Origin of the sequence: Paraburkholderia diazotrophica (genome assembly GCF_038900755.1) — a bacterium.
Classification (GTDB): Bacteria; Pseudomonadota; Gammaproteobacteria; order Burkholderiales; family Burkholderiaceae; genus Paraburkholderia; species Paraburkholderia diazotrophica_A.
On sequence record NZ_JBBPEN010000002.1, the window covers coordinates 686,397 to 709,641 of the forward strand.

At 66.3% G+C, this 23,245-nt stretch carries 19 protein-coding genes; 6 read left to right on the forward strand and 13 right to left on the reverse strand.

Annotation, left to right across the window (positions count from 1 at the left end; translation table 11 throughout):
* Positions 1–145: 145 nt before the first annotated feature.
* The 8 genes from AABE10_RS08425 to AABE10_RS08460 form a co-directional block, all read right to left on the reverse strand.
* A complete protein-coding gene (locus tag AABE10_RS08425; RefSeq protein WP_342932806.1) occupies positions 146–1,684 on the reverse strand; it encodes a sigma-54 dependent transcriptional regulator in 1,539 nt (512 codons plus the stop codon).
* A 24-nt stretch (positions 1,685–1,708) separates the two neighbouring features.
* The gene (locus AABE10_RS08430) at positions 1,709–3,175 is read right to left on the reverse strand and encodes a hypothetical protein (RefSeq protein WP_342932807.1); all 1,467 of its coding nucleotides are present in this window, start codon (positions 3,173–3,175) and stop codon (positions 1,709–1,711) included.
* A gap of 115 nt (positions 3,176–3,290) precedes the next feature.
* Positions 3,291–4,097: a peptidase C39 gene (locus tag AABE10_RS08435; protein WP_342932808.1), complete on the reverse strand. Its 807-nt coding sequence runs from the start codon at positions 4,095–4,097 to the stop codon at positions 3,291–3,293.
* Between the two features lie 6 nt (positions 4,098–4,103).
* On the reverse strand, positions 4,104–4,823 hold the full coding sequence (locus tag AABE10_RS08440; protein WP_342932809.1) for a C39 family peptidase: 720 nt from the start codon (positions 4,821–4,823) through the stop codon (positions 4,104–4,106).
* 300 nt (positions 4,824–5,123) lie between these two features.
* Positions 5,124–6,515 carry a hypothetical protein gene (locus AABE10_RS08445; protein ID WP_342932810.1) on the reverse strand — a complete coding sequence of 464 codons (1,392 nt, stop codon included), beginning with the start codon at positions 6,513–6,515 and terminating at the stop codon, positions 5,124–5,126.
* 28 nt (positions 6,516–6,543) lie between these two features.
* On the reverse strand, positions 6,544–7,134 hold the full coding sequence (locus tag AABE10_RS08450) for a hypothetical protein (RefSeq protein ID WP_428983291.1): 591 nt from the start codon (positions 7,132–7,134) through the stop codon (positions 6,544–6,546).
* A gap of 86 nt (positions 7,135–7,220) precedes the next feature.
* Entirely contained in the window at positions 7,221–7,736 is a 516-nt protein-coding gene (locus AABE10_RS08455; RefSeq protein ID WP_342932812.1) for a hypothetical protein, read from the reverse strand.
* A 77-nt stretch (positions 7,737–7,813) separates the two neighbouring features.
* Positions 7,814–8,296, reverse strand: a complete 483-nt coding sequence (locus AABE10_RS08460) for a hypothetical protein (protein ID WP_342932813.1) — start codon at positions 8,294–8,296, stop codon at positions 7,814–7,816.
* Positions 8,297–8,845: 549 nt separating this feature from the next.
* Here AABE10_RS08460 and AABE10_RS08465 point away from each other — a divergent pair.
* Both AABE10_RS08465 and AABE10_RS08470 read left to right on the forward strand, forming a co-directional pair.
* Positions 8,846–10,243 carry a sigma-54 dependent transcriptional regulator gene (locus AABE10_RS08465; protein ID WP_152757228.1) on the forward strand — a complete coding sequence of 466 codons (1,398 nt, stop codon included), beginning with the start codon at positions 8,846–8,848 and terminating at the stop codon, positions 10,241–10,243.
* A 247-nt stretch (positions 10,244–10,490) separates the two neighbouring features.
* Positions 10,491–11,462, forward strand: a complete 972-nt coding sequence (locus AABE10_RS08470) for a thymidylate synthase (protein WP_342932814.1) — start codon at positions 10,491–10,493, stop codon at positions 11,460–11,462.
* A gap of 118 nt (positions 11,463–11,580) precedes the next feature.
* Here AABE10_RS08470 and AABE10_RS08475 read toward each other — a convergent pair whose 3' ends face one another.
* Together AABE10_RS08475 and AABE10_RS08480 are read right to left on the reverse strand one after the other, a co-directional pair.
* Positions 11,581–14,292, reverse strand: coding sequence for a DUF6600 domain-containing protein (locus AABE10_RS08475; RefSeq protein ID WP_342932815.1), 2,712 nt, complete (start codon positions 14,290–14,292; stop codon positions 11,581–11,583).
* A 152-nt stretch (positions 14,293–14,444) separates the two neighbouring features.
* Positions 14,445–15,158, reverse strand: a complete 714-nt coding sequence (locus AABE10_RS08480; protein ID WP_342932816.1) for a helix-turn-helix transcriptional regulator — start codon at positions 15,156–15,158, stop codon at positions 14,445–14,447.
* 278 nt (positions 15,159–15,436) lie between these two features.
* On the opposite strand from AABE10_RS08480, the gene AABE10_RS08485 reads away from it, so the two are divergent.
* The 4 genes from AABE10_RS08485 to AABE10_RS08500 all read left to right on the forward strand — a co-directional run bounded on the left by AABE10_RS08485 (position 15,437) and on the right by AABE10_RS08500 (position 18,771).
* Entirely contained in the window at positions 15,437–15,577 is a 141-nt protein-coding gene (locus AABE10_RS08485; RefSeq protein WP_342932817.1) for a hypothetical protein, read from the forward strand.
* 137 nt (positions 15,578–15,714) lie between these two features.
* Complete coding sequence (locus AABE10_RS08490; protein ID WP_342932818.1) at positions 15,715–16,968, forward strand: MFS transporter; 1,254 nt, start codon at positions 15,715–15,717, stop codon at positions 16,966–16,968.
* Positions 16,969–17,003: 35 nt separating this feature from the next.
* On the forward strand, positions 17,004–18,116 hold the full coding sequence (locus AABE10_RS08495; RefSeq protein ID WP_342932819.1) for a GlxA family transcriptional regulator: 1,113 nt from the start codon (positions 17,004–17,006) through the stop codon (positions 18,114–18,116).
* 148 nt (positions 18,117–18,264) lie between these two features.
* Positions 18,265–18,771 (forward strand): acyl-CoA thioesterase, encoded by a 507-nt coding sequence (locus AABE10_RS08500; RefSeq protein WP_342932820.1) that lies wholly within the window; start codon positions 18,265–18,267, stop codon positions 18,769–18,771.
* A gap of 81 nt (positions 18,772–18,852) precedes the next feature.
* Here AABE10_RS08500 and fumC read toward each other — a convergent pair whose 3' ends face one another.
* The 3 genes from fumC to panS form a co-directional block, all read right to left on the reverse strand.
* Positions 18,853–20,253, reverse strand: a complete 1,401-nt coding sequence (gene fumC / locus AABE10_RS08505) for a class II fumarate hydratase (RefSeq protein WP_342932821.1) — start codon at positions 20,251–20,253, stop codon at positions 18,853–18,855.
* Between the two features lie 30 nt (positions 20,254–20,283).
* A complete protein-coding gene (locus AABE10_RS08510) occupies positions 20,284–21,972 on the reverse strand; it encodes a phospholipase D family protein (RefSeq protein WP_342932822.1) in 1,689 nt (562 codons plus the stop codon).
* Positions 21,973–22,216: 244 nt separating this feature from the next.
* Entirely contained in the window at positions 22,217–23,176 is a 960-nt protein-coding gene (gene panS / locus AABE10_RS08515) for a ketopantoate/pantoate/pantothenate transporter PanS (protein ID WP_342932823.1), read from the reverse strand.
* Positions 23,177–23,245: the final 69 nt, after the last annotated feature.

Consider the following 23,245-nt stretch of genomic DNA (forward strand, 5'->3'; position numbering starts at 1 on the left):
CCGCGGCGCGTCAGACTGCGCGGGCGACTCGCACCACTCGCACCGCTCGCACCACTCGCACCACTCGCACCACTCGCACCACTCGCACCGCTCGGGGCCGCTCGGATGACATCGCATCGGGCCGTCCGGCCCGCGCGCGCAGGCGCTAGTCGCGCGCGTCCTGATCGCTGGCGTACAGCTCTTTCTCGTCGCCTTTGAAGCCCGCCTTGTCGTCGTTCGACGTATCGCGCAGACCGTGCGTGCCCATCAGCCGGTAAAGCGTCACGCGTGAAATCCCGAGGTCCGCCGCCGCCTCGTTCAGCCGATGCCGGTGCCGCAGCAGCGCGGCCTCGATCGCGCGCTTCTCGGCGGCTTCGCGCGCCTGCGCGAGGCTCGTCGTCTGCTGTTCGCTGAAGTGCGCGAGGTCGAGGTCTTCGGCGGAAATCAGCTTGTTCTCGGCCATCACGATCGCGCGGCGCACGCGGTTGATGAGCTCGCGCACGTTGCCGGGCCAGTGGTAGTTGTACATCGCCTCGATCGCCGACGGCGTGAAGCCGCGAATCTTGCGCGCGTTATCGGTCTTGAACTTGCCGAGGATGTGATGCGCGAGCAGCTCGATGTCCTTGCCGCGCGCGCGCAGCGGCGGCTCGTCGACGCGCAGCACGCACAGCCGGTGGAACAGGTCCGTGCGGAAGCGCCCGTCGCTCATCGCGTCTTCGAGATCGACGTGCGTCGCCGAGATGATGCGCACGTCGACGGGAATCGATTCATGGCCGCCCAGGCGCTCGATCTTGCCTTCCTGCAAAAAGCGCAGCAGGCTCGCCTGGCTTTCCATCGGCAGATCGCCGATTTCATCGAGAAAGAGCGTGCCGCCGTTGGCTGCCTCGACGCGGCCGATCTTGCGCTGATTCGCGCCCGTGAACGCGCCGCGTTCGTAGCCGAACAGTTCCGATTGCAGCAGGTGATGCGGAATCGCGCCGCAATTGATGGGGACGAACGGGAACTTGCGGCGCGGCGAGCGCTCGTGGATCGCGAGCGCCGTCAGCTCTTTGCCCGTGCCCGACTCGCCCGAGATGAACACGCTCGCATCGGTGTTCGCGACCTTGCGGATCGTGCGGAACAGTTGCTGCATCGCTTCACAGGTGCCGACCATTTCGTCGTCGCTCGCGTTCGTGGTGTCGGGCGGCATGTCGGGGTCGCACAGATTGACCATGCCGTACGCGTGGCCGACCAGATAGTCGATGGTCGCGTTCGCCACGGGGATCTTCACGTAGTCGAAGCAGTAGTGGCGGATCAGCCGCCGCACGTCAGGATCGGCGAGCCGCTCGGCATTCGCCAGCGCGATCCAGCCGACCTGCTGCGCGCGCAGGCTCGACTCGAGGCTGGGCAGCTCGCGCACCGCGAAGCTCGCCATGTCGGCGATGCCCGCGCAGACCGTCGCTGGCTTGATGAGCCGCCCGACCTCGTGCGCCGAGCGCGCGACAAGCACGTTCCAGCCGCGGCTCTTCAGATGCTCGACGAGCGCGTCGTCGGGCGCGCGCGCGACGTACAGCAGGATGCGCGCGGCGGCGCGCGTATCGACGGCCGTCTGAACCACATCAGGTCCGGCGGGCGCGGCGGGTGTCGTGGACCCGTGCGACGCCGCGAGGCGCAGCCCTGCGCCGGTGGGCGCGGGAACGGGGCTCAGGTGAGAAGTTTCGCGCACGATCTGCCTCGTATCAGTGTCACGTCAAAAGGTGTAGGGAAAGCGCACGCCGATCACATAGTTCGGCGCGTCGGGTGTCATCCCGATCGACACCGAACCGTTGATCGTCAGATGCTTGTTCACCACATGGTTCAGTCCGAAATTCATCACGGCGGCCGTCGTCTCGCTGCCGGGTACTTTCACGTAATCGCCGCCAGGCGCCTTCGTCTTCGACGAGGGCTGAAGCGCGAGCGTGTACGAGATGCTGGCCGAGTCCTTGTCCGAGAATGCAAGCGCCACGCCCGCCCCGAGCTGGAAGATGTCGCCGAGCTTCACGGTCGCGGGCTGCGTCTGTCCGACGACCGACGAGATGTCCGCGAACGAGCGCGCGACGTTGTACGTGTACGAGAGGCTGCCGAACAGCACCACGGGGTCGTAGGTCTTGAGCACCGACATGCCCGCGGTGATGTTCCAGAAGCCCGTGCCCGTGGGCAGCTTCGACGGCGCGACGAGGTTCGTGTTGTCGGGGTCGAGCTGCACGACCTTGAGGCCGAACGGCGAGGTGCCCGTCGGCGCTTTCACGCGCAGGCTGCCGACCACGTCGGGGATGTTGTTGGTCTCCTTCAGGAACTGGTAGTAGATCCCGAAGTTGACGTCGCCGATCGCATTCGAATTGACGGACGCATCGGACAGCGTGTTGGCCGCGCCCCCCGCGCCGCCGACGATGAACTGGCTGTGCCGGTAGACATACGGCACGTCGACGTCGACGCTGATGCGGTCCGTGAGACCGTAGCGCGTGTCGAGATCGGCCATGATCTGGTGCGACTTTGTCTGCCCCAGATTGATGTTGCCGAGGAAAATCGCGTCGAGCGCGAGGAAGCCCGACAGCTGCAACTGACGGCGGTCGTAGTAGGTATCGCTGATACCCCAGTCCAGCGTCAGCTTGTGATCGAAGAGGGGCGCGTGCTCGCGCTGCACGACGGCTTCCTCGGCCTGCGTGCGCACGGGCTCGGCGGCCTTCTGCGTCTGGCCGACGGCGCCTTCAGGCAGGCCGGGGCCGCTCGCCTGCGCGTTCGGGTTGCTCGTGCCCGCCGAGCCGCCCGCCGACGTGCCCTCCGGCGCAGGCGGATTGACGGGCACCCCCGTCGCGGTGCCCGTCGCATTGCCCGGCGCGGGCGCGCCCGGCGTCACCTGTGCGAGCGGCGGCAGCGGCACGGGCAGGCCGTCGGCGCCCGGCTGCTCGGCGACGGCTTCGCTGCCGGCAGGCGCGCCATAGCCCGGCGCGCCGCGGCCGCGCTGCGCCATTTCCAGATTCGTCACCTGCCGCTCGAGCGACTGGATCTGCCGCTGCTGCTCGTCGACCACGCGCATCAGCGTATTGAGCCGTTCTTCGAGCGACTGGCTGCTGAGCGCCTGCGCGCCCGCTCCCTGCGAGAGTGCATACAGCATTGCGGCAGCAGGGATAGCCGCGAGTCGGGCACGCGGCCTCCTGCCTGTTGTAGTCATCGTCATTGTTGTTCCCCCGGTGAAACTGGCAGCGCGTGGCTGGTTCTTGTGCTTTGCGCTGCCGCATTTCGTCGCGACTTCTCCTCCTGGTGAAATAAAGCCGGCAGGTGGCGGCCTGTCTTCATCTCCTTGAACCAAGCGCGTTTTGCAGGGCTTGTAGGACGCCTGCCTGGCGCAGCATCGCGGACGACATCGGCGCCGTCTGCAACGAGAGCTGCAACTGGTTGGCGACTTGCTGGTTATTGCCTGCGATCTGCAGCAGTTGTGCGATTGCGCCCGCCTGTTGCGCGTTGCCGGGCACGATGGTTTGCGACGCGATGCCGGCGGGCGTCTGCAGCGCGACGGTCACGCCGCCGTTGCCGAACGCGATGCCCGCCTTGATGGTGCCCGCCGCGTTCGACGCCGATGCGCTCTGCGCATTCGCGCCACCCGCCAGCAGTTGCGGATTGTTGTTGAAGTCGATTTGCGCCGTGTTGAAGCCGGCGTTTCGATCGCCCGCTACCTGCGTGACCTGCGATACGCCGTTGACGGAGATGCCTTGTCCGCCGCCTGCGTGGGCATGCGGGTTCGCGCCCGGATTGCCGTGGCCGTCGGTGACGCTCGCGAGCGTGTTGACGTTGGCCGTCAGCGCGTTCGCCGCATCGCGCGCAACGCAGAGGCTGCCTTGCGCGAGTGCATTGGCGCCGTTCGGCAACTGCCATTGCGAAAGCACGTTCAATACGAAACCGGAGATCATCTGTCCGCCCGCGCCTTTTCCGGTCTGCTGGGCGAGCACATCGTCCCCGACGCTTTGCCACTGGATGGCGGCCGGCGCCACGTCGCGGAACGTCGTCAGGTCCGAGGCGTAGGCGCTGGTCGCGAGGCCGCACGTCGTGGCAAGCAAAATCGCTAGACACGTGCGGCCGGGCTGGGAGAGGGAGTGCTTCATGGGTGGTCAGAACAGGTCTGCCTTGATCAAGCCGTATTCGACGAAGGGAGTCGCCGCCGTCCCGTTGGCGAGCGCGCGCTCGCGCAAATGCAGCGCCAGCGACTCGTTGTCCTGCAACAGCGGGGAATCCTCCCTGAACGGTTTTCCGACGACTGCGAACACGAGCCCATTCCACGTCTTCGCGAAGTCCTCCTCGAGCAGGATGCGATTGCCGAGGGCGGGGTCCGCGATGAAGATGCGACCGTCCTGCGCATGCTTCACGATCACGAAGTGCTCGTAGCCATCGATGTTCATCAGAACCATGACGGGGATCTGGAGGTGGTACAGCGCGTCCGTGTTGACCCTGAAGCCGCGCCCGCGCAGCCCGATCGTCTCGACGAACTTCTTCATGTCGAGCATCGAGAAGCCGTTCTTGACCACCACTTCCGGCGTGGAGAACACCATCATCCGGCGGATCAGCTCCGTCTCGGGGATGTCGATTCCATAGCCGTACTTGAGGAGGGTCGCGAGCGCCGCCGCGCCGCAGCTGTAGTCGAACTGCTGGCTGACGATATGGCGGTACCGGAGCTCCCTCATCGAATGCACCGTTTTGGTTAGCGGAACACCTGCGAGGGTAGACGTGTCGATGCTCGCCTGTGCGTGCCCTGTCGCACACATCGCGCAAGTTGCGAACGCAACGGCGGCATCGGCGAGTCGAAACGCCGGATACCGGTCGAACCGGGACATGCTGGTCTCCTGTCGACCCGAGTTGGCGCTTCAGCTGTCGGCTGGCGTTCGGGCTTCAGCTGTCGGCTGGAGTCAGTGCTTTAGCACTTACGCCAGCACTACGCAGAGCGCTTGCTCCAGCCGCATGCAGAGCACTTACCCGGGGCCCATGCACAGCGGTCGACCAGAGCCCGCATGTCGGCGGGACTGGAGCCTGGTATCCGCTCCCGTCCCGTGCGTGCGCTGGTCCCATGCAACATCGTCGCTGCCTGGTCGCGCCGGCGCTGGTCGGGCCGCCGGCGCATCCCCTGTGGGTGTTTTCTAGTGGCTCGTGTTCATCGAAGCGATCGCGAGGCCGTTGTGCTGCACGTTGCCCGCGCCGCCCGCGATGTTCACGCCGATGTTCCCGGTTGCGTGGCTCAGTGCGCCCGCGCCGAGCATCGCCGTGCCTTCGAACGAGCCGTAGAACGACACGCCCGCCGACTGCGACGATTCATCCGTGGCGACCATCGCCGCGCTGGCGTGGTTGCGCGAGACCGTCGACGTCGAAGCAGCCATGCTGTTGTTCTGCACGTTGCTGATGCCCGATGCGACGTTCACGCCGACGTTGCCCGATGCGTACTGCAGCGAGTTGTCGCCGACCGATGCGTTCACCTTGAAGTTGTTGATGTTCGCGCGGCCACCCGAGCTCTGGTCGTTGAAGACCTGTGCGTTGCCGAACACATTGCCGGCATCGACGGAAGCGAGCGCGGCGTCGTTGCTCTGCGCGTTGTTCACGCCTTCCGCGATATTCACGCCGATGTTGCCGCTGACGTTCTGCGCGGCGTTCGCGCCCGTCGTCGCCGTCAGGTTGCCCGCCTTCTGCGTGTTGATGTGCTCGGTGACCGAGCCGTATACGTCGACATCCGTCGAGGACACCGTCGAGTGGAAGCCCCACTGCGCCGCTACGCTGTCGTGGCTGCTGGACTTCTCGACTTCGTAGCCGCTCGACTGCTCGCCATACGCGCGATAGCCGGAGCCCTGATCGGCCTTGAAGCCCCACACCGCACCCTGGCCCGAGCCTTCCACCGCGCCGAATGCTCCCGACAGGTGGTTGCTGTTGCTGTAGCTGGACTCGTTATAGCCGGCAGAGAAGCCGCCTTGCACATGCGCTTCTCCGAAGCCGAAGTGTGGGGTGTTGAACGAAGCGTACTGATAGCTGCCGCCTGCATGGCCGCCTGCCGAGATATGGCCGCCGGCGTTCTGGCTGTCATGGCTGAAGCTGCCGTTGATCTCGGCCGCCTGCGCGCTGAATTCGAAGCCGCCGCCCTTGACCGAGCTGCTCTGGTTGCCGTACGCATAGTGCGACGACGCCTGATAGCCCTGCGCGGCGTACGCCGACGACGAGTGCGACGTCGACAGCGAAGCATAGGCAGAGCCGCCGCCGTTGACCGACTTGTAGCTGTTGTCGATTCGCGTCGTCACGAAGCCCGACGTGTACGTTTGCGCGTTCGGGCTCAGCGATGCGTTCGCATACGCGTGCTGCGTGTTGTTGACGACGGCGCCCGCTGTGCTGGAGACGCCCACGCAGCCGAACAGCGTGACGAATCCTTCGATGCCGACGGCTTCGCCCACCAGCGTTGCGTTGAAGATGAACGGGTTCTTCAGCGGACTCGCGAAAGCGCTGGAGGACGCGGCTGCGAGGACGGCTGCTGCAATGAGAGTGCGCTTCATGTTTCGCTCCGATACTCGTTGTGGTCAGTTAGAAAAGAGTGCCCGCCGGGGGACGGAGCACAAAACTGTTTGCCGTGGCATTACCGGCGCCGGCAGTCTGGTTGATCTGCACGATTCCGTTGACGCTCTTGAAGGCGTCGTTGGAGATGCTGGTCTCGCGCACGGTCTGAACCCCGATCGCTTGACCCTGACCGCCGTTCTTCGCGGCCACCGCGGACAGCACGCCATCCGAGACAGCCTCGACCCCAGGCGCCGCAGTGCCGAGTTGCACACTGTTGCGCTGGAGATTCCCTGCGCCCGCAGACTGGTTCACCATCACCGCTCCGGACGTATTCGAAAATGCGTTGCCTTCGATCGACGCGCGCGCGCTCGGCACGCGGGCCCGCGCGCCGGCGCTCTGCACGCTGGCGTTGTCGTTGCCGGCGGCGTCGCCGTTCGAGATCGTCAACTGGTTGAGCTGCGCGTTGTTCAGCCCCGCCGTCTGGTTCACCGCGAGCGCGCCCGTCACGCCGACGCCCGCGCCCGTCGCGATGCCCGCGTCGCCGGTCACGCGTGCGGTCTGCTGCGGCGTCGGCTGCGGCACCTGTTGCGGCGTCTGTTGCGCGCACGCGGCGTGCATCGCTGTGAGCCCGGCAAGCGCGAAAGCCGCTTCGCAAGCTCGCGCCGCGATGCGCCGCACGGCCGATGGCGAGCGAAAGAGCGCGGTCATTTGTTGAGCCCTCCGAGCGCGCCGCCCAGCGCCGCCGATAGCGGCGCGAGCGCGCCCGTCACCGACGCCGAGATGGTGCCGCCGAGCCCCGGCGCCGGTTGCCCGATGCCGCCGGAGTTGAGCGCGACGTTGTTGTTCGTCGTGCTTCCCGTCAGGATGCGGGTGACGGCCTGCAGGCCCGCGTTGCCCGCGACACTCCTGTCGAGACCCGTCGAGCCGTGCGCGTTGGTCAAGTCGGCGTCGGAGGCGACTTGCGCCATCGTCGGGTTGAAGGTGTTGGCGGGGAACGTCGAGACACGCGAGGTCACGGGGTCCTGCTCCCTCGGCACCGCGTCGTACGCGATGCGTGGCGTGATTTCCCGCTCGACGACGATATCGCCGGGATTCACGACCTGCGCGGCCGCGACGCCCGCGAAGCCGGCGACGAATGCGCCGACGAGTGCGCCGACAAGTGCAGCCAGCTTCGTCGCGCGTGTTGCGCGCCTGTACAGCGTCCCCAATGAATCGATCATTTTGCGTGCTCCCGATATGGAGTCCGAAACACTTTGCCTGCTCTTCGTTGCGCCTGCGATGCTGTCTTGCTGCTTTCCTACTTCCGCTGATAGTTCGCTACATTGCCTTGCGCGGCGCGCGCCGCGTCGACGGGAATGGGCAGCGGCGACGGCGGTGCGATCTCGTCCCACAGCGTCACGCTATTGTCGCGTGTCAGTTGCGGCGTCGCCGCGACCATCACCATGCCCGCCGCGCCGCCGCGCTGGCGCGACAGCACCTGGTCGTCGAGTGCGACGGTGCTCGTCGGTGCGCCGTCGTCGGGCTCGTCGATGACCTGCGCGCGAGTCGACTCTTCTTCCGTGGCCGCTTGCGGTCCCGTACCGGCGTCGGTGGCGGCCGCAAACGTTTCATTCGCGGAATCGGGCGTCGGTTGCGCTGCCGTCGCGAGCGGCTCCAGCGCGACGGATTCCTGCGCGTTCACGCCTGCCGGGAGCGCGACGAGAGCGAGCGCGACGCACAGCGCGGCGCTGGCCGGCAGTCGCCGGATCGGGCTCGAGTCGATGCCGAAAACGAGTCGCATGATGTCTCTCCTTGGTGCAGGAGATTTAGCGAAACATGTGCCATCCGTGCGAACCCATTGATGCGATTGGTCGGGCCAAAATCGATCGGGCGCGCGTCGCTGAAAATCGCCCGTAAACGTTTCAGGTCTGAAACCTCGCTCAAAAAACACGCCGTTTTCAAATCGGTGCGTTAAATGCAACGCGACGGGAGGACGTTGATAAAAAAGTATGGTGAATGCGCTTCCACGCGAATTAATCGGGTCCCAATGAGAGTGCCTGGCACGCGCAAACCGTTGTCGCACAAGGCCTGAGGATTTAATTCGCATATTTGTTTTCGACGGCTCGCGCGTATAGTAAGCTCTCATCCACAGCACACGATTTTAAAAAGCCCACTACTGGGCCGTTTCAATACACGCGCCGTTTTTCGGGGATCAGCTGTCCGTACGGAATGGAATGGCCGTTCGGTTTTCGCCGTTTGCGAATCCCGTGCGAATAGGCGTGCCTGAAAGCTAAATCCAGATCAGCACATGCCGTCATCCTTAACGTTCGTTGACGAGAGGATCTGAATAATGGAATCCGCCACACGGCAACTGATATACGTATCAAGAGATCCCAGCGCTGAGTTGAACACGCGTTTTCATGAGCGCGGCTGGCATGTCGAAGTCGTCGGTTCGGCGCGGGATGCGCGCCGCGCAGTGCGTGCGGGGATGGCGGCGGGCGGTCTGCTCGACCTGTCGAGCTGCTTCCAGCAGCATGAAATCGCTGCATTCGAGTCCTGCCTGACGATGCCGAACGTCGGCTGGGTCGCGACCACGATGGCCGGCCAGTTGCAGGACGCCGCGTTGCGCCGGCTCGTGCGCGACTACTGTTTCGATTACGTGACCGTGCCTTACTCGGGCGACCGGATCGTCGATTCGGTCGGGCATGCGTATGGGATGGTTTCGCTCGGCGAGCCGGCGTCGAATGACGCATCGCCGGGCGGCTCCGAGGGCGAGATGGTCGGTTCGTGCGACGCGATGCTCGCGCTCTTCCGTTCGATCCGCAAAGTCGCGATGACGGACGCGCCCGTCTTCATTTCCGGCGAGTCGGGCACGGGCAAGGAACTGACTGCCGTCGCGATCCACGAGCGCTCGGCGCGCCGCAACGCGCCGTTCATCCCGATCAACTGCGGCGCGATTCCGCCGCATCTGCTGCAATCGGAGCTGTTCGGCTACGAGCGCGGCGCGTTCACGGGCGCGAACCAGCGCAAGATCGGCCGCGTGGAAGCGGCGAACGGCGGCACGCTGTTCCTCGACGAAATCGGCGATCTGCCGCTCGAAAGCCAGGCGAGCCTGCTGCGCTTTTTGCAGGAGCGCAAGGTAGAGCGGCTCGGCGGGCACGGCGCGATCGAGGTGGACGTGCGGATCATCTCCGCGACTCACGTCGACATGAACACGGCGATGATCGAAGGGCGGTTCCGCTCGGACCTGTATCACCGCCTGTGCGTGCTGCAAATCGACGAGCCGCCGCTGCGCGCGCGCGGCAAGGACATCGAGCTGCTCGCGCGCCACATGCTGGAGCGTTTCAGGAAAGATGCGAGCCGCCGGCTGCGCGGGTTCGCGCCCGATGCGATTGCGGCGCTCCACAACTACAGCTGGCCGGGCAACGTGCGCGAGCTGATCAACCGTGTGCGGCGCGCGATCGTGATGTCGGAAGGCCGCGCGATCACGGCGCGCGATCTCGAACTCGCGGAATACGTGGAAATCGTTCCCGTCTCGCTTGCGCAGGCGCGCGAGGCAGCCGAAAGGCAGGCCATCGAGCTGGCGCTGCTGCGCCATCGCGGGCGTCTCGGCGACGCGGCGCAGGAACTCGGCATTTCGCGCGTGACGCTGTACCGTTTGCTGTGCTCCCACGGCATGCGGCACATGGAAAGCGAGCCGCTTGCGCAGCATGCGGCGGAGTTGCCGTCGACGATGCCGCATCTCTGACGCCCGTCCACGACGAGACATCGGGAAGCCCGGCCGGTTGGCCGGGCTTCTTTGTTTTGGACGGGCCTTTTCTCGTTTCACTGTGACGTTACCGGCCCGTCAGGCCGCTTTCCACGCGACGCGCAGACTGCGCGGCCCGCACGCGTCGGGAGGGGAGCGGCGCGATCACCGTGCTTCACGCGGCTTGCTAGAATCGGGGTTTCCCAAAAACCTCCGGTGCGCCAGGCGCACGGCCGAAGGAATCCGCATGAAACAATACCTCGACCTCGTCCGCACGATCCTCGATACCGGCAGCTGGCAGGAAAATCGCACCGGCGTCCGCACGATCAGCATGCCGGGGGCGATGTTGCGCTTCGATCTGCAGCAGGGTTTCCCGGCCGTGACGACGAAAAAGCTCGCGTTCAAGTCGGCGATCGGCGAGCTGGTCGGCTTTTTGCGCGCGTCGCGCAGCGCAGCCGATTTTCGCGCGCTCGGCTGCAAGGTGTGGGACGGCAACGCGAACGAAAACGCGCAGTGGCTCGCGAATCCGTACCGGCAAGGTACCGACGATCTGGGCGATGTTTACGGCGTCCAATGGCGCCAGTGGCCCGCCTATAAGGTGCTCGATACCACGGCGAGCGCGAGGCTCGAAGATGCGGCGTCGCGCGGCTATACACCTGTTACCGAGTTCGAGGAGGGTGGCGTGCGCAAGGTGTTGCTGTACAAGGCGATCGACCAGCTCCGCCAGTGCCTCGACACGATCATCAACAACCCTTCCGACCGGCGGATTCTGTTTCACGCCTGGAATCCGGCCGTGCTCGAGGAAATCGCGCTGCCGGCGTGCCATCTGCTGTATCAGTTTCTGCCGAATGTGTCGAAGCGCGAGATTTCGCTGTGCCTATATATCCGCAGCAACGATGTCGGGCTCGGCACGCCGTTCAACCTGACAGAGGGCGCGGCGCTGCTGCATCTGGTCGGTCGGCTGACGGGTTATACGCCGCGCTGGTTCACGTATTTCATCGGCGACGCGCACATCTACGAGAACCAGCTCGACATGCTGCAACAGCAGTTGACGCGCGAGCCCTATGAAAGTCCGACGCTCGTGATTGCCGATCGCGTGCCAGAGTTCGCCAAGACGGGCGTCTACGAGCCCGAGTGGCTGGAGAAGATCGAGCCCGCCGATTTTTCGCTGGTCGGCTACCGGCACCATGAGCCGCTGACGGCGCCGATGGCGATCTGACGCGCAGCCGGTATTCCGGCGCATCGTATCTCCGATGTGAAAACGCCCACCGCGATTGCGGTGGGCGTTTTCGTTTGTGGCATGGCGTGCTCGCCGGTGCTGCGGGTACCGCGCGGACTCAGCCGCGATGATGCTCTTCGTGGCCGCCGCCTCCACCGCCCGTCGCGCGCTGTTCCTGATGCGGCTGAGGCTGGGGTTGAGGCTGTGGACGCGGCTGTTGGGCCTGCTGCGGCGGGTGGAATTCCGGACGCGGCTGTTGTTGCGGCTGCTGTTGCGGCTGCGGGTGAAATTCAGAACGCGGCTGAGGTTGCGGCTGTGGATGGAATTCCTGGCGAGCCTGCTGTTGCGGCTGCGGCTGCGGGTGAAATTCAGGACGCGGCTGAGGTTGCGGCTGTGAATGGAATTCCTGGCGAGCCTGCTGTTGCGGCTGCGGTTGCGGGTGAGATTCCGGACGCGCCTGCTGTTGTGGCTGAGGCTGCGGATGGAATTCCTGACGCGCCTGCTGCTGAGGCTGCGGCTGTGGACGAAATGCCTCGCGTCCCGGTTGCCGCGCCTGTTGCATCGGAGCCGGCGCTGGCGCCGGTTGCGCGCGCATTTCCGGCCCGTGTTGCGGCTGCTGACCCGGCGCGGCGCCAGCGAAACCATTCGCCGGCCGCTCGCGTTGCTGTAACGACTGATCGTTCTGCGATATCGCCGGACGCTGCGGCTGCGCCGCGCCGAACTGCGGATTCCCGCGTTGCTGGGCCATCGGCGCATGGTGCTGCGTCCACGCGGGCTGGCGCTGCTGAGCGGCAGCCAGATCCTGACGCTGCGCGCCGCCTGGCTGACCCGGTTGCGTCGGCATGCCGTTCATCGGATGACCGCCTGCGAACTGCGGAGGACGCGGCACGCCGTTGCCCGACTGACCGGGCTGTGCAATCTGTCCAGGCTGTCCAGGCCGCTCGGCGCGTTGCCCAGCCATCGGCCCCGGCGCGAAGCTGCGCCCCGGTCGACCGGGCACGCCGTGCTGCTGTGCGTTCGTCTGCGGCTCGCCGCCCGGCCGCAGGCCGGCGGGCGCACCCGCGACCGGCGCGCCCGGCATGGCGCCGGGCATCTGTCCCGGCGCATGCGAGCGCACCACCCGCACATTCGCGACGGGGCCGTTGCCGTTGAGCGTCTGTCCGCCGAAGTGCGCGGGCACTGAAGTCCGCACCATCGGCTCGCCCGCGCCCGGCACGCGTCCGTGCCCGCCTTGGGCGAAGTTCTGCGCGAGCCTGTCGTGCAACGCGGCGGGCACGCCGGGACTGCGCGTGCCGACGACGGGCCGCGCCATTACATTGGCCGGCGGCCGGTAGGCGGCGTTGCGCATCCCCGGTCCGAAGCTCTGTCTGACGGGCGCGAGATTCGGCGCGCCCGCGTTGAAGCGCGCGTTGCGCCACTGCGCGGGGTCGACGCGCTGTCCGAAATGGTTCGTCGGCTGTCCGTGGACGAATGCCGTTGCCGGCATCCCCGTGACCGCGCCCGGCGCGCGATAGTTGACGTACGTGTTGCGGATGTTGTTATGGATATCGACGCGGTTGTTGACGACGACTGTGTTGTTCACGCGCTCGTAATAGCGCGGGCTCCAGTCGTGATCGCGGCCCCAATGCGGATGCCACGGCTCGCCGGGGCCGAGCGCGAACCACGCGACCCCCGCCGCCGCGACGCCGCCGATCGCCAGATTCACGCTCCAGTCGCTGCCGCCGCCATCGCCGACGAACGCGACAAGAGCGGGCGCATACACGGGCGGCTCGCTGACGACGACGGGCCCAGGCACCCACGCCCACGCATCGTCGACATACGCCCAGCGGCCGTAGTGGTAAGGCGCGAAGCCCCACGGCGCGTCGTCGACCCACGTCCAGCCCCACGGCGCCTGCCAGACCCAGTGTCCGTCGCGATAAGGCGCCCATCCCGCGGGCTCCTGATCCGGCATCCACACTTCGCCGTACTGCGGCGTGCTGCGCCACGTGCCGTTCGCGTCGAGGTCCTGATAGCCGGGCATTTCACGCGATACATAACGCGCCGACACCGAGCGGTCCTCGGCGGCGTCGCGGCTGGCCGTCCACTGGTCGAACGGATCGGCGCCTGGAGCGCCGTTAGCGGCCGTCTGCTGCAGGCTCGTGCCTGCGAAGGTGATCTGCTGTCCGGCGGCGACGGGCACCTGGCCGTTGTCGCCGTAGACGGTCGCACTGCCTCTGCGCACCGTGACCGTCGTGCTGCCGCCGTCCGGTGCGACGTCGACGCGGTAGTCGCCGGGCCCGTTGACGCCCAGCGCGAGATTCGGCGTGTCGATCTCATACGACGAGCCGGGCGCGATCGCGCGCACGTGCGTCGACAGCGTGCCTTGCGCGACCTTGAGCTGCGTGCTGTTGTCGTCGAGATTGAGGATGTCGAGGCTGGTTTGCTGGCCCATGCGCACGGCCGTCGAGCCGATATGCAGCTCCGAGCGCGCGTTCTTGTCGTTCCACAACTGGTCGCCCGTCGTGAGCGGCCGGTTGACTTGCGCATACGACCAGTCGGACGCGCCAGCAGGCTCCGTCGTGACCGTGCCCGCCATGTAGTTCAGGCGCGCGACGCGTCCGGGCGGGTCGCTATCGGGCGTCGACTGAGCTGCCGACTGCGGCGCGTACTGCGGCGCGGATTGCGCGACGTTCGTGGGCGGCGGCGCTTCCTGCGCCCAGGCTGTCTGCATGGCGAGCATCGTCAACGCGCCCGCAACCGCGAACGCGGCGAGAGACGGACGGTGCATCGCATAAGAGGCCGAATCGTCGGCGCTTGCGGAATTCCGGTCGGGTGTGGTGAGTGTTTTCATGGTTGTCGCTCCATCGGGCGACGCGCGGCGCGGCACCCTGCGAAATCACTCTACGCGTGGCGCCTGTTTCAGGGCCGTCTCATTTGTAAGCCACTTCGGCGGCGCTGTAACAAAAGTTGTCCCGTCAAGCGGCTTGTCAGACGAATCGCTCGTCACTGCGCCAAAAAAGCGTCGAAATGACGATGGCCGGACGGCGTCACGCGCAGGATTCGCGGCCGCTCGGTGCGCTCGACCCAGCCCTTAGACGACCACGACTCGAGCAGCGCCGCGCCCAGCGCGCCGCCCAGATGCGGCCGGCGCTCGCTCCAGTCCGGGCACGTGCACGCGAAGCGCCGGCGGCGCGTGCGCTGCCCCGTCACGTCGATGCCCCAGTCGGCGAGAAGCGCCGTGCCTTCGGGCGTTGCGTCGAGCGAATCGCCGTGGACGGTCAGCAGGTCGCAGCCCACGAGCCGCTCGTAGACGCGCACGGCCAGTTCGCCTGCCATATGGTCGTAGCAGGTGCGCGCGTAGCGCATGTCGACGGGCACGGTGCGCGCCGGGCGCGGCACGGGGCGCTGCGGCGCCGCGGCTTCGGCGACATTGGCGAGCGCCTCGATGGTGGCGGCGATTTCCGCCGACGCAATGCGGAAATAGCGGTGCCGCCCGCGCACTTCGAGCGCGAGCAGTCCGCCGTCGGTGAGCCTGGCGAGATGCGCGCTCGCCGCCGATGGCGAAAGCCCCGCGATCAGCGTCAGCTCGCCCGCGGGACGCGCGGTGCCGTCCATCAGCGCCCACAGCATCGCGGCGCGGCCGGGGTCGGCGAGCAGCGCGCCGATGCGGCTTAGGCCCGGAAAGTGATTCGGTTCGGAAGGAAGCAGTGCAGCCATGTGGATCTCCTGTCGACCCGAGTTAGTGCTTTAGCTGTCGGCTGGATTCAGCGCTTTTGCATCTACGCCAGCCTCATGCAGAGCGCCTACCCGGGGCCCCATGCAAATCGGTCGTACCTAATCGGGTCATGACTTCACTCTACCCGCGATGCTCATTCGATGTTTCAACATGTCGTGAACTGTCGCGTGCGCCGCCGCACCCCGTCGATCTGCGGACGCATGGGGGGCCAGGCTAGAATCGGAGCGCTTTCCCCAGTTTTCGAGCGAACGACGCAGTCATGAAAATCCTCTTCTCAGTGGTCGCGGCCGTCGTCCTGTGCAGCGCATGCGCGCAGGGCGGGGCGGGCTCGTCGTCGGCCGGATCGGGCAGCATCACGATGTACGGCACGATCGACGAAGGCGTCACCGTCCGCAAGTGATGCATCCGGCGGCTCGGTCGCCACAGACGCGCCGACGAGCGCGTGCGCGGCGTGGCAGGAATTGATGCATCATTGACTCTTCTGCCAAGGCAACCGATGTGACGATGTGTGGATCGTCACCCGCCGCGAGGCTACCGATGCCGTCACCTTCCGCCGCTTCCGATGCTCGCAGCCGCGCGACCGGCCGCGCCGATCCGCATGGCCGCCGCGCCGCGCGCGTGCTGGCCGTGTGCCAGGCGCTCTACACGTCGTCGGTGTCGATCGACCTGACGCTGACGGGGCTCGTCGGCTACACGCTTGCCGACGACAAATCGCTCGCCACGCTGCCGTTCTCGCTGATCACCGTTGCCGCCGCGCTGACGACCGTGTGCGCGTCGTTCCTGATGGCGCGCGTCGGACGGCGCATGGGCTTCATGCTCGGCGCGGGCGTCGGCGCGGCGGGCGGCGCGGTCTCCGTGTACGCGATCTTTCATCACAGCTTCTGGGCGTTCTGCGTGGGCACGGCCACCGTCGGCGTGTTCCAGGCCTTCGCGCAGTATTACCGGCTCGCCGCCGCGGACGCCGTTTCCGCCGACACCAAGAGCCGCGCGATATCGACCGTGCTGACGGGCGGCGTCGTCGCGGCCGTCCTCGGTCCGGCGCTGGCTGCGTGGAGCAAGGACTGGCTCGCGCCCGTCGCGTTTGCCGGCTCGTATGCGCTCGTGACGGTGCTCGCGCTGCTGTCGATGGCGCTCGTCGCCGTGCTGTATCGCGATGCCGCGCCGCATGCGGACGTCGCGGCTCAGCGCGAGCCCGCGCGGCCCTGGCGCGCGATTGTCCGGCAGCCGATCTTCGTGGCCGCGCTGGCGAACAACGCGCTCGGCTACGCGGTGATGATGTTCGTGATGACGGCGACGCCGATTGCCGCCGTCGCATGCGGACATTCGATCGGCGATGGCGCGCAGATCATCCAGTGGCATCTGGTCGGCATGTTCGCGCCGTCGTTTTTTTCGGCGCGCCTGATTGCGCGCTTCGGCGTGCTGCGCGTGATCGGCGCGGGCATCGTGCTGTCGGCGCTGTGCGGCGTGCTCGCGCTGCGCTCGACCGACCTGCTGCATTTCTACGCGGCGCTCGCGTGCCTGGGCGTCGGCTGGAACCTGATGTTCGTCGGCGGCACGACGCTGCTCGCGCAATCGTACCGGCCGTCCGAGCGCGCGAAGACTCAGGCGACGAGCGAGTTCGCCACTTTTGCGTTCTCGGCGCTCGGCTCGCTGTGCGCGGGCCAGATGCTTGCGCATTTCGGCTGGACGGCCATCAACGCAGCGATTTTTCCGTTCCTCGCGCTCGCCGCGCTGGCGACGCTGGCCTTCGCGTGGTCGCAAAGACGCGCGTTGCCGGCGTCGTTCATGTGAATGGATTGCGCCGATTTCGACGATAGAGGACTTAGATGAGCGACGCTTCGAACGCCACCGATCACGAAGCAATCCACGCCCCGGAACACGATGCGCCCGCGCCGCAAGTTCGCCACGTCGTGTTCGCCGTTGCGCCCGAACTCGTGCTGCTCGACGCATGCGGCCCGCTCGAAGCGTTCCATCGCGCCGAACTGACGGTGCGCGACGCGCGGCGCGTATTGCCTGGAATGTTGCCGGGAGCGTTGCCTGGACCGGACGAGCGCGTCGCGTATCGCACGACGGTTGCGTCGATCGACGGCGGCGAGCTCGACACGTTTCCCGGCTTGCCTGTCGTCACGCAGCGCCTCCACGCGCTCGATGGCGAGCCGATCGACACGCTGATCATTCCCGGCATTCCCGTCGACGACGGCCGTGCATTGCAGCCGGCGCTGATCGACTGGATCGCGCGGCGCGCGCCGCACGTGAGGCGCGTGTGCTCGGTGTGCACGGGCGCGTTTTATCTGGCCGCGGCGGGCGTGCTCGACGGGCGCCGCGCGACGACGCACTGGCGCGACGCCGTTCGCCTCGCGGAGCGTTTTCCGCGCGTGCGCGTCGACGCCGATCCGATCTTCATCCGCGAGCCGTTGCCGGGCGGCGGCGGCCGGGCCGTGTGGACGTCGGCGGGCGTGACGGCGGGCATCGATCTCGCGCTCGCGCTGATTCAGGAGGACTACGGGCATCCCGTCGCGATGCAGGTCGCGCGGCGGCTCGTGGTATTCGTCAAGCGCCCGGGCGGACAGTCGCAGTACAGCGCGGCGCTGGCGGCGCAGACGTCGGCGGGCGGCGCGTTCGACGGTTTGCACGGCTGGATCGCGTCGAACCTGAACGGCGACCTGTCCGTCGAGCGGCTCGCGGAAGAGGCGCGCATGAGTCCGCGCACCTTCGCGCGCCGCTATGTCGACGAAGTGGGCCGCACGCCCGCCAAAACCGTTTCGGCGTTGCGGCTCGAGGCGGCGTCGCGCGCGCTCGCCGAATCGCGCCGGCCGCTGAAGCGGATCGCGCTGGATTGCGGCTTCGGCAGCGAGCAGAATTTGCGGCGCGCGTTCATGCGCAGCTTCGGCGTACTGCCGCTCGACTACCGCGAGCGTTTCTCGTCGGCGCTGCGCTGAGTTGCGGCGAAAGGGCCGCCATACTTGCGCGCGATGCAAAGCAATGTTGCGTCAGCGCGGGCCATGCGCGGCGCCCGATAGCACAGCGGCCGCCTTATTGCCCTCGTATAATCGGCTCCTTTCGACAGTCTGTTTGACCGGAGTCAAGATGAGCACGCCTTCCGCAGCGCCGCTGGATCGTTCAGAAACCACGTTCCGATTCCTCGCCGAACCGACGTCGGTCAACTTCGGCGGCAAGGTGCACGGCGGCGCGCTGATGAAATGGATCGACGAAACCGCGTACGCATGCGCGGCGGTCTGGTCGGGCCGATATTGCGTGACGGTCAGCGTCGGCAATATCCGCTTTCGCCGGCCGATTCACGTCGGCAATCTGGTCGAACTGCGCGCGCGCGTCGTCGCGACGGGGCGCACCAGCATGCATATCCACGTGTCGGTGCACGCGGGCGATCCGAAGGGCGGCGAGGTGCTGCAAACCACCGATTGCCTCGTCGTGATGGTCGCCGTCAACGAGAACGGGACACCCGTGCACGTGCCGTCGTTCGTGCCGCAAACCGGCGAGCAGAAGCGTCTCGCGAAGTACGCGATGGACGTGAAGGCCGCGCTCGATGCAATCGTCGATCTGAAGCCCGAGGAAGTGGCGCAGGGCAAGGTCTGACGTGCAGCACTGCCGGATGCTCTCTCCGCGTTCGCGAAGAGAGCATGGCGAGCTTTGCAAGAGCGGGCTGAGGGAAAGGCTCTAACGCTTCGTGTCGCCGACCATGTCGTGCGGCCGCACCCATTCGTCGAACTGCTGCTCCGTCAGATGACCGAGCGCGAGCGCCGCGGCCTTCAGCGTGGTGCCTTCCTTGTGCGCTTTCTTTGCGATCTGCGCGGCCTTGTCGTAGCCGATGTGCGGATTGAGCGCCGTCACGAGCATCAGCGATTCGTTGAGCAACTGATCGATGCGCTCGCGGTTCGGCTCGATGCCCACCGCGCAGTTGTCGTTGAAGCTGTGCATGCCGTCGGCGAGCAGGCGTACCGATTGCAGCACGTTGTGCGCGATCATCGGCCGGAACACGTTCAACTCGAAGTTGCCGCTCGCGCCGCCCATATTGACGGCCACGTCATTGCCGAACACCTGGCAGCACAGCATCGTCACCGCTTCGGATTGAGTCGGGTTCACCTTGCCCGGCATGATCGAGCTGCCCGGCTCGTTTTCGGGAATCGACAGTTCGCCCAAGCCGCAGCGCGGGCCGCTCGCGAGCCAGCGGATGTCGTTCGCGATCTTCATCATGCTCGCCGCGAGTGTCTTCAGCGCGCCGTGCGCGAACACGAGCGCATCGGCGGCTGCCATCACCTCGAACTTGTTCGGCGCTGACACGAAGGGCAGGCCCGTCAGCTTGCCGATTGCCGCCGCGACCTGATCCGCGAACTGCGGATGCGCGTTCAACCCGGTGCCGACGGCCGTACCGCCCTGCGCGAGTTCGTACAGATGCGGCAACGCGGATTCGATGTGCTTCGCGCACTGGTCGAGTTGCGCGACATAGCCCGAAAATTCCTGGCCGAGCGTGAGCGGCGTCGCGTCCTGCAAATGCGTTCGACCTATCTTAACGACGTCGGCGAATGCTTTTGCTTTTTTGTCGAGCGTATCGCGCAGCGTCTTCAGCGCGGGCAGCAGATGTTTCGCGATACCGACAGCGGCCGCAACGTGCATCGCCGTCGGGAACACGTCGTTCGACGATTGCCCGCGATTCACGTCGTCGTTCGGATGCACGAGGCGCGCCTCGCCGCGCTCGCCGCCCATCAGCTCGCTCGCGCGGTTCGCGATCACCTCGTTGAGGTTCATGTTGCTCTGCGTGCCGGAACCCGTTTGCCAGACGGCGAGCGGAAATTCATCGGCGTGCCTGCCTTCGATGATCTCATCGGCGGCGGCCATGATCGCCTTCGCCTTGGTCGCGTCGAGCACGCCGAGGCCGAGGTTCACTTCGGCTGCGGCGCGCTTGATGATGGCGAGCGCCGTGATCAGCTCGGGCGACTGCTTTTCCGTCGAGATCTTGAAGTTCTGCAGCGAGCGCTGCGTCTGCGCACCCCACAGCTTCGCGCCCGGCACGGCGATTTCGCCGAACGTATCGCGTTCCATGCGTACATCTTCCGTCATGTTGTACTCCGCTTGGTGATTGGATGGGCCTTACAACTGCTCATCGACTGGCAGCAACAAGAATAGACCCGTCAGCGCATTGCGGTAAAAGCCCGCGCCGGGATCGAGGTTGTATTGGTGAATCAGGCCATTTTCCTCGTCGGTCCAGACGAGTTGCGATTGCGGCGTCGCCGAATACTTCAGCGCGGCGAGTTCCGACGGCGTCGCGAGCGTCACGCGATAGCTGACGACAGGCGATGTCGCATGATCGAAGAGCCGCGCGACGTCTTCGGCGATGGGCGCGCTGTGGATCACGAGCGCGAGCTCCGTGTTCAGATGCGCGGAACGCGGATCGAGATTCATCGAGCCGATCACGAGCGTCTTGCGATCGATCACGTAGGACTTCGCATGCAGACTGGCTCTCGAACGCGAGCCGAAGAGGCCCGTCTTCGGCAGGTTCTCGTCTTGCATCGGCTTGAACTCGTAGAGCTGCACGCCGCGTTCGAGCAGCGGCACGCGATACGGGCTGTAGCCGGCCTGCACGGCGATGGCGTCGGTGGCCGCCAGCGAATTCGTCAGCACCTTGACGGTCACGCCGCGCTGCACGAGCTTGCCGAGCGCATCGACGCCCGCCTGGTGCGGCACGAAATACGGCGACGTGACGAGAAATTCCTTTTGCGCGTCGCGCATCAGCTCGACGAGTCGCGTCATCGGCGGGCTCTTGTACTGATCGACGGGCAGCCGCATTTTTTCGGGCGTATCGACTTCGAATTCGGCGGGCGCCCAGATGAGCCCGAGTTCACCGCTGGCGATCTGCGACGCGAGCGGCGTCGCGTTCAGCGGCTTCGCGTTGTACGGGTCCGCGTTGGTGCGCCAGTGCGCGCGCAACTCGTCGCGCATCTGGTCGAGTTCGTGCGGATCGAACTTCTGCTTGTTCAGCGCGCGCAGCGGATACGAGTTGCTGTCGTTCCAGAACCTGTCGAAGCTCGCGGAGATATCGGCCGTGATCGGGCCGGCGGCGAGCACGTCGATATCGCGGAACTGCAGCGTCGGACTCGCGCTGAAGTATTCGTCGCCGAGATTGCGCCCGCCGACGATCGCGATCTGGTTGTCGGCGATCATCGCCTTGTTGTGCATGCGCCGCGTGAACGCGCCGACCTTCGTGAAGAAATTCTCGCTGCGCTGATAGAAGCTCGATTGCGCGCTGCCGAACGGGTTGAATACGCGGATCTCGATGTTGTCGTGCGTGTTCAGCGCGGCCATCACGCGGTCGATGTCCTTGAAGTTCAGGTCGTCGACGAGCATCCGCACGCGCACGCCGTGATCCGCTGCATAGAGTGCGGCGGCGAGCAGCAGCTTGCCCGTCGTGTCCTCTTCGGCGATGTAGTACTGCATGTCGAGCGTCTTCGTCGCCGCACGCGCGAGCGCGATGCGCATCTGTAGCGCTTCCGTGCCGTTGGACAGCACGCGAAAACCCGACTGGTCCGGATGCGCGCGTTCGGGGGCGGCGAGCGCTGCCGAGAGCGGCGTGCTTTCCGTCGCGGGCAATGCGTGCGTGACGGGGCGATCGAATGCAGTGGCGGGCGGGCGCGTCGCGCAAGCCGCCAGCAGCGTGGCCGCGACGATGAGCGCGAACGCGCGCGTCAGCCTCGGGCGCGGCGCGTTGCGCGAGATGCGGTTACTACGTTGCCCTTCATGATGCTGCAATGCGGCTGCGTCGTTGGTGTTATGGGCCGACACGCTTGTTCCTCCACTTGATCGGCACGGATGGTCGTCGTGGCGTCGTCGGTTTCGCCTGAAAATATTCTACGAGGAAACCATAAAGAGGGTCGGCTACAGTGATGCAACGCGCGTGCCTGCTTTGCCGGTGCCTGCGATGCGCGGCGGCTTTTGCAGCGGGGAAACGGATCGAGGGGATGCGCCGCGCGCGTCGTATCGGCGCGCGGCGTGAGGCGGGAGAAAGGGGAGAAAGGCTAAAGCGGCGTCAGACGCGTTCGCTCGCGAGCGAACGCGTTTCCTGTTCGTGCGTCGAGCCTTTCGCGGGGCGGCCGGCCCAGTGGCCCGCCAGCATCGATCCCGACAGGTTGTGCCACACGGAAAACAGCGCGCCGGGCAGCGCGGCGATCGGCGTGAAGTAGAGCTTGCCGAGCGTCGCGGCGAGGCCGGAGTTCTGCATCCCGACTTCGATCGCGAGCGTGCGGCAGACGGCTTCGTCGAAGCCGAGCAGACGGCCGCCCCAATAGCCGCCCAGCAACCCGATCCCGTTGTGCAACACCACGCCCAGCATGACCACGAGCCCGACCGACGCGATGCTCTTTTGCGTGCCGCCGACCACGGCGGCGATGATCAGCAGGATCGACACCATCGACACGAGCGGCAACACGGGCTCGATCCTGCGCACGAGCTTGCGGAACAGATGGTTGATGACGAGGCCGACGGTGATCGGCAGCGCGACGATCTGCAGGATGCTCATCAGCATGCCGTGCACGTCGACGGCAATCGACGCATCGACATACAGGCGCGTGAGCAACGGCGTCGCGAATACGCCGACGAGCGTCGACAGCGCGCTGATCGTGACCGACAGCGCGACGTCGCCGCGCGCGAGATAGATCATCACGTTCGATGCCGTGCCGCTCGCGACGCTGCCGACCAGCACCATGCCCGCCGTCAGATCGGGCGGCATGCGCAGGGCCTTCGCGATCACCCATGCGGCGAGCGGCATCACGAGATAGTGCAGCACGATGCCGGCGATCACGGGCGCGGGACGCGTGAACACGCGGCGGAAGTCGTCGATCGAGAGCGTGACGCCCATCGACAGCATGATGATCGTCAGCAGCGTCGTCACATGCGGCGCGATGCCCGTCACGGACGACGGCGAAAAGTAGGCGGCGAGCGAGGCCAGCACGGCCCACAGCGGGAAGAGACGGGTGACGCGGGCAAGCATGAAGGCAGTCCTCTTGTGTTGTCTTCTGATGGATTGAGCCGATGCCGCCGCGCGCGGGATCACGCGTGC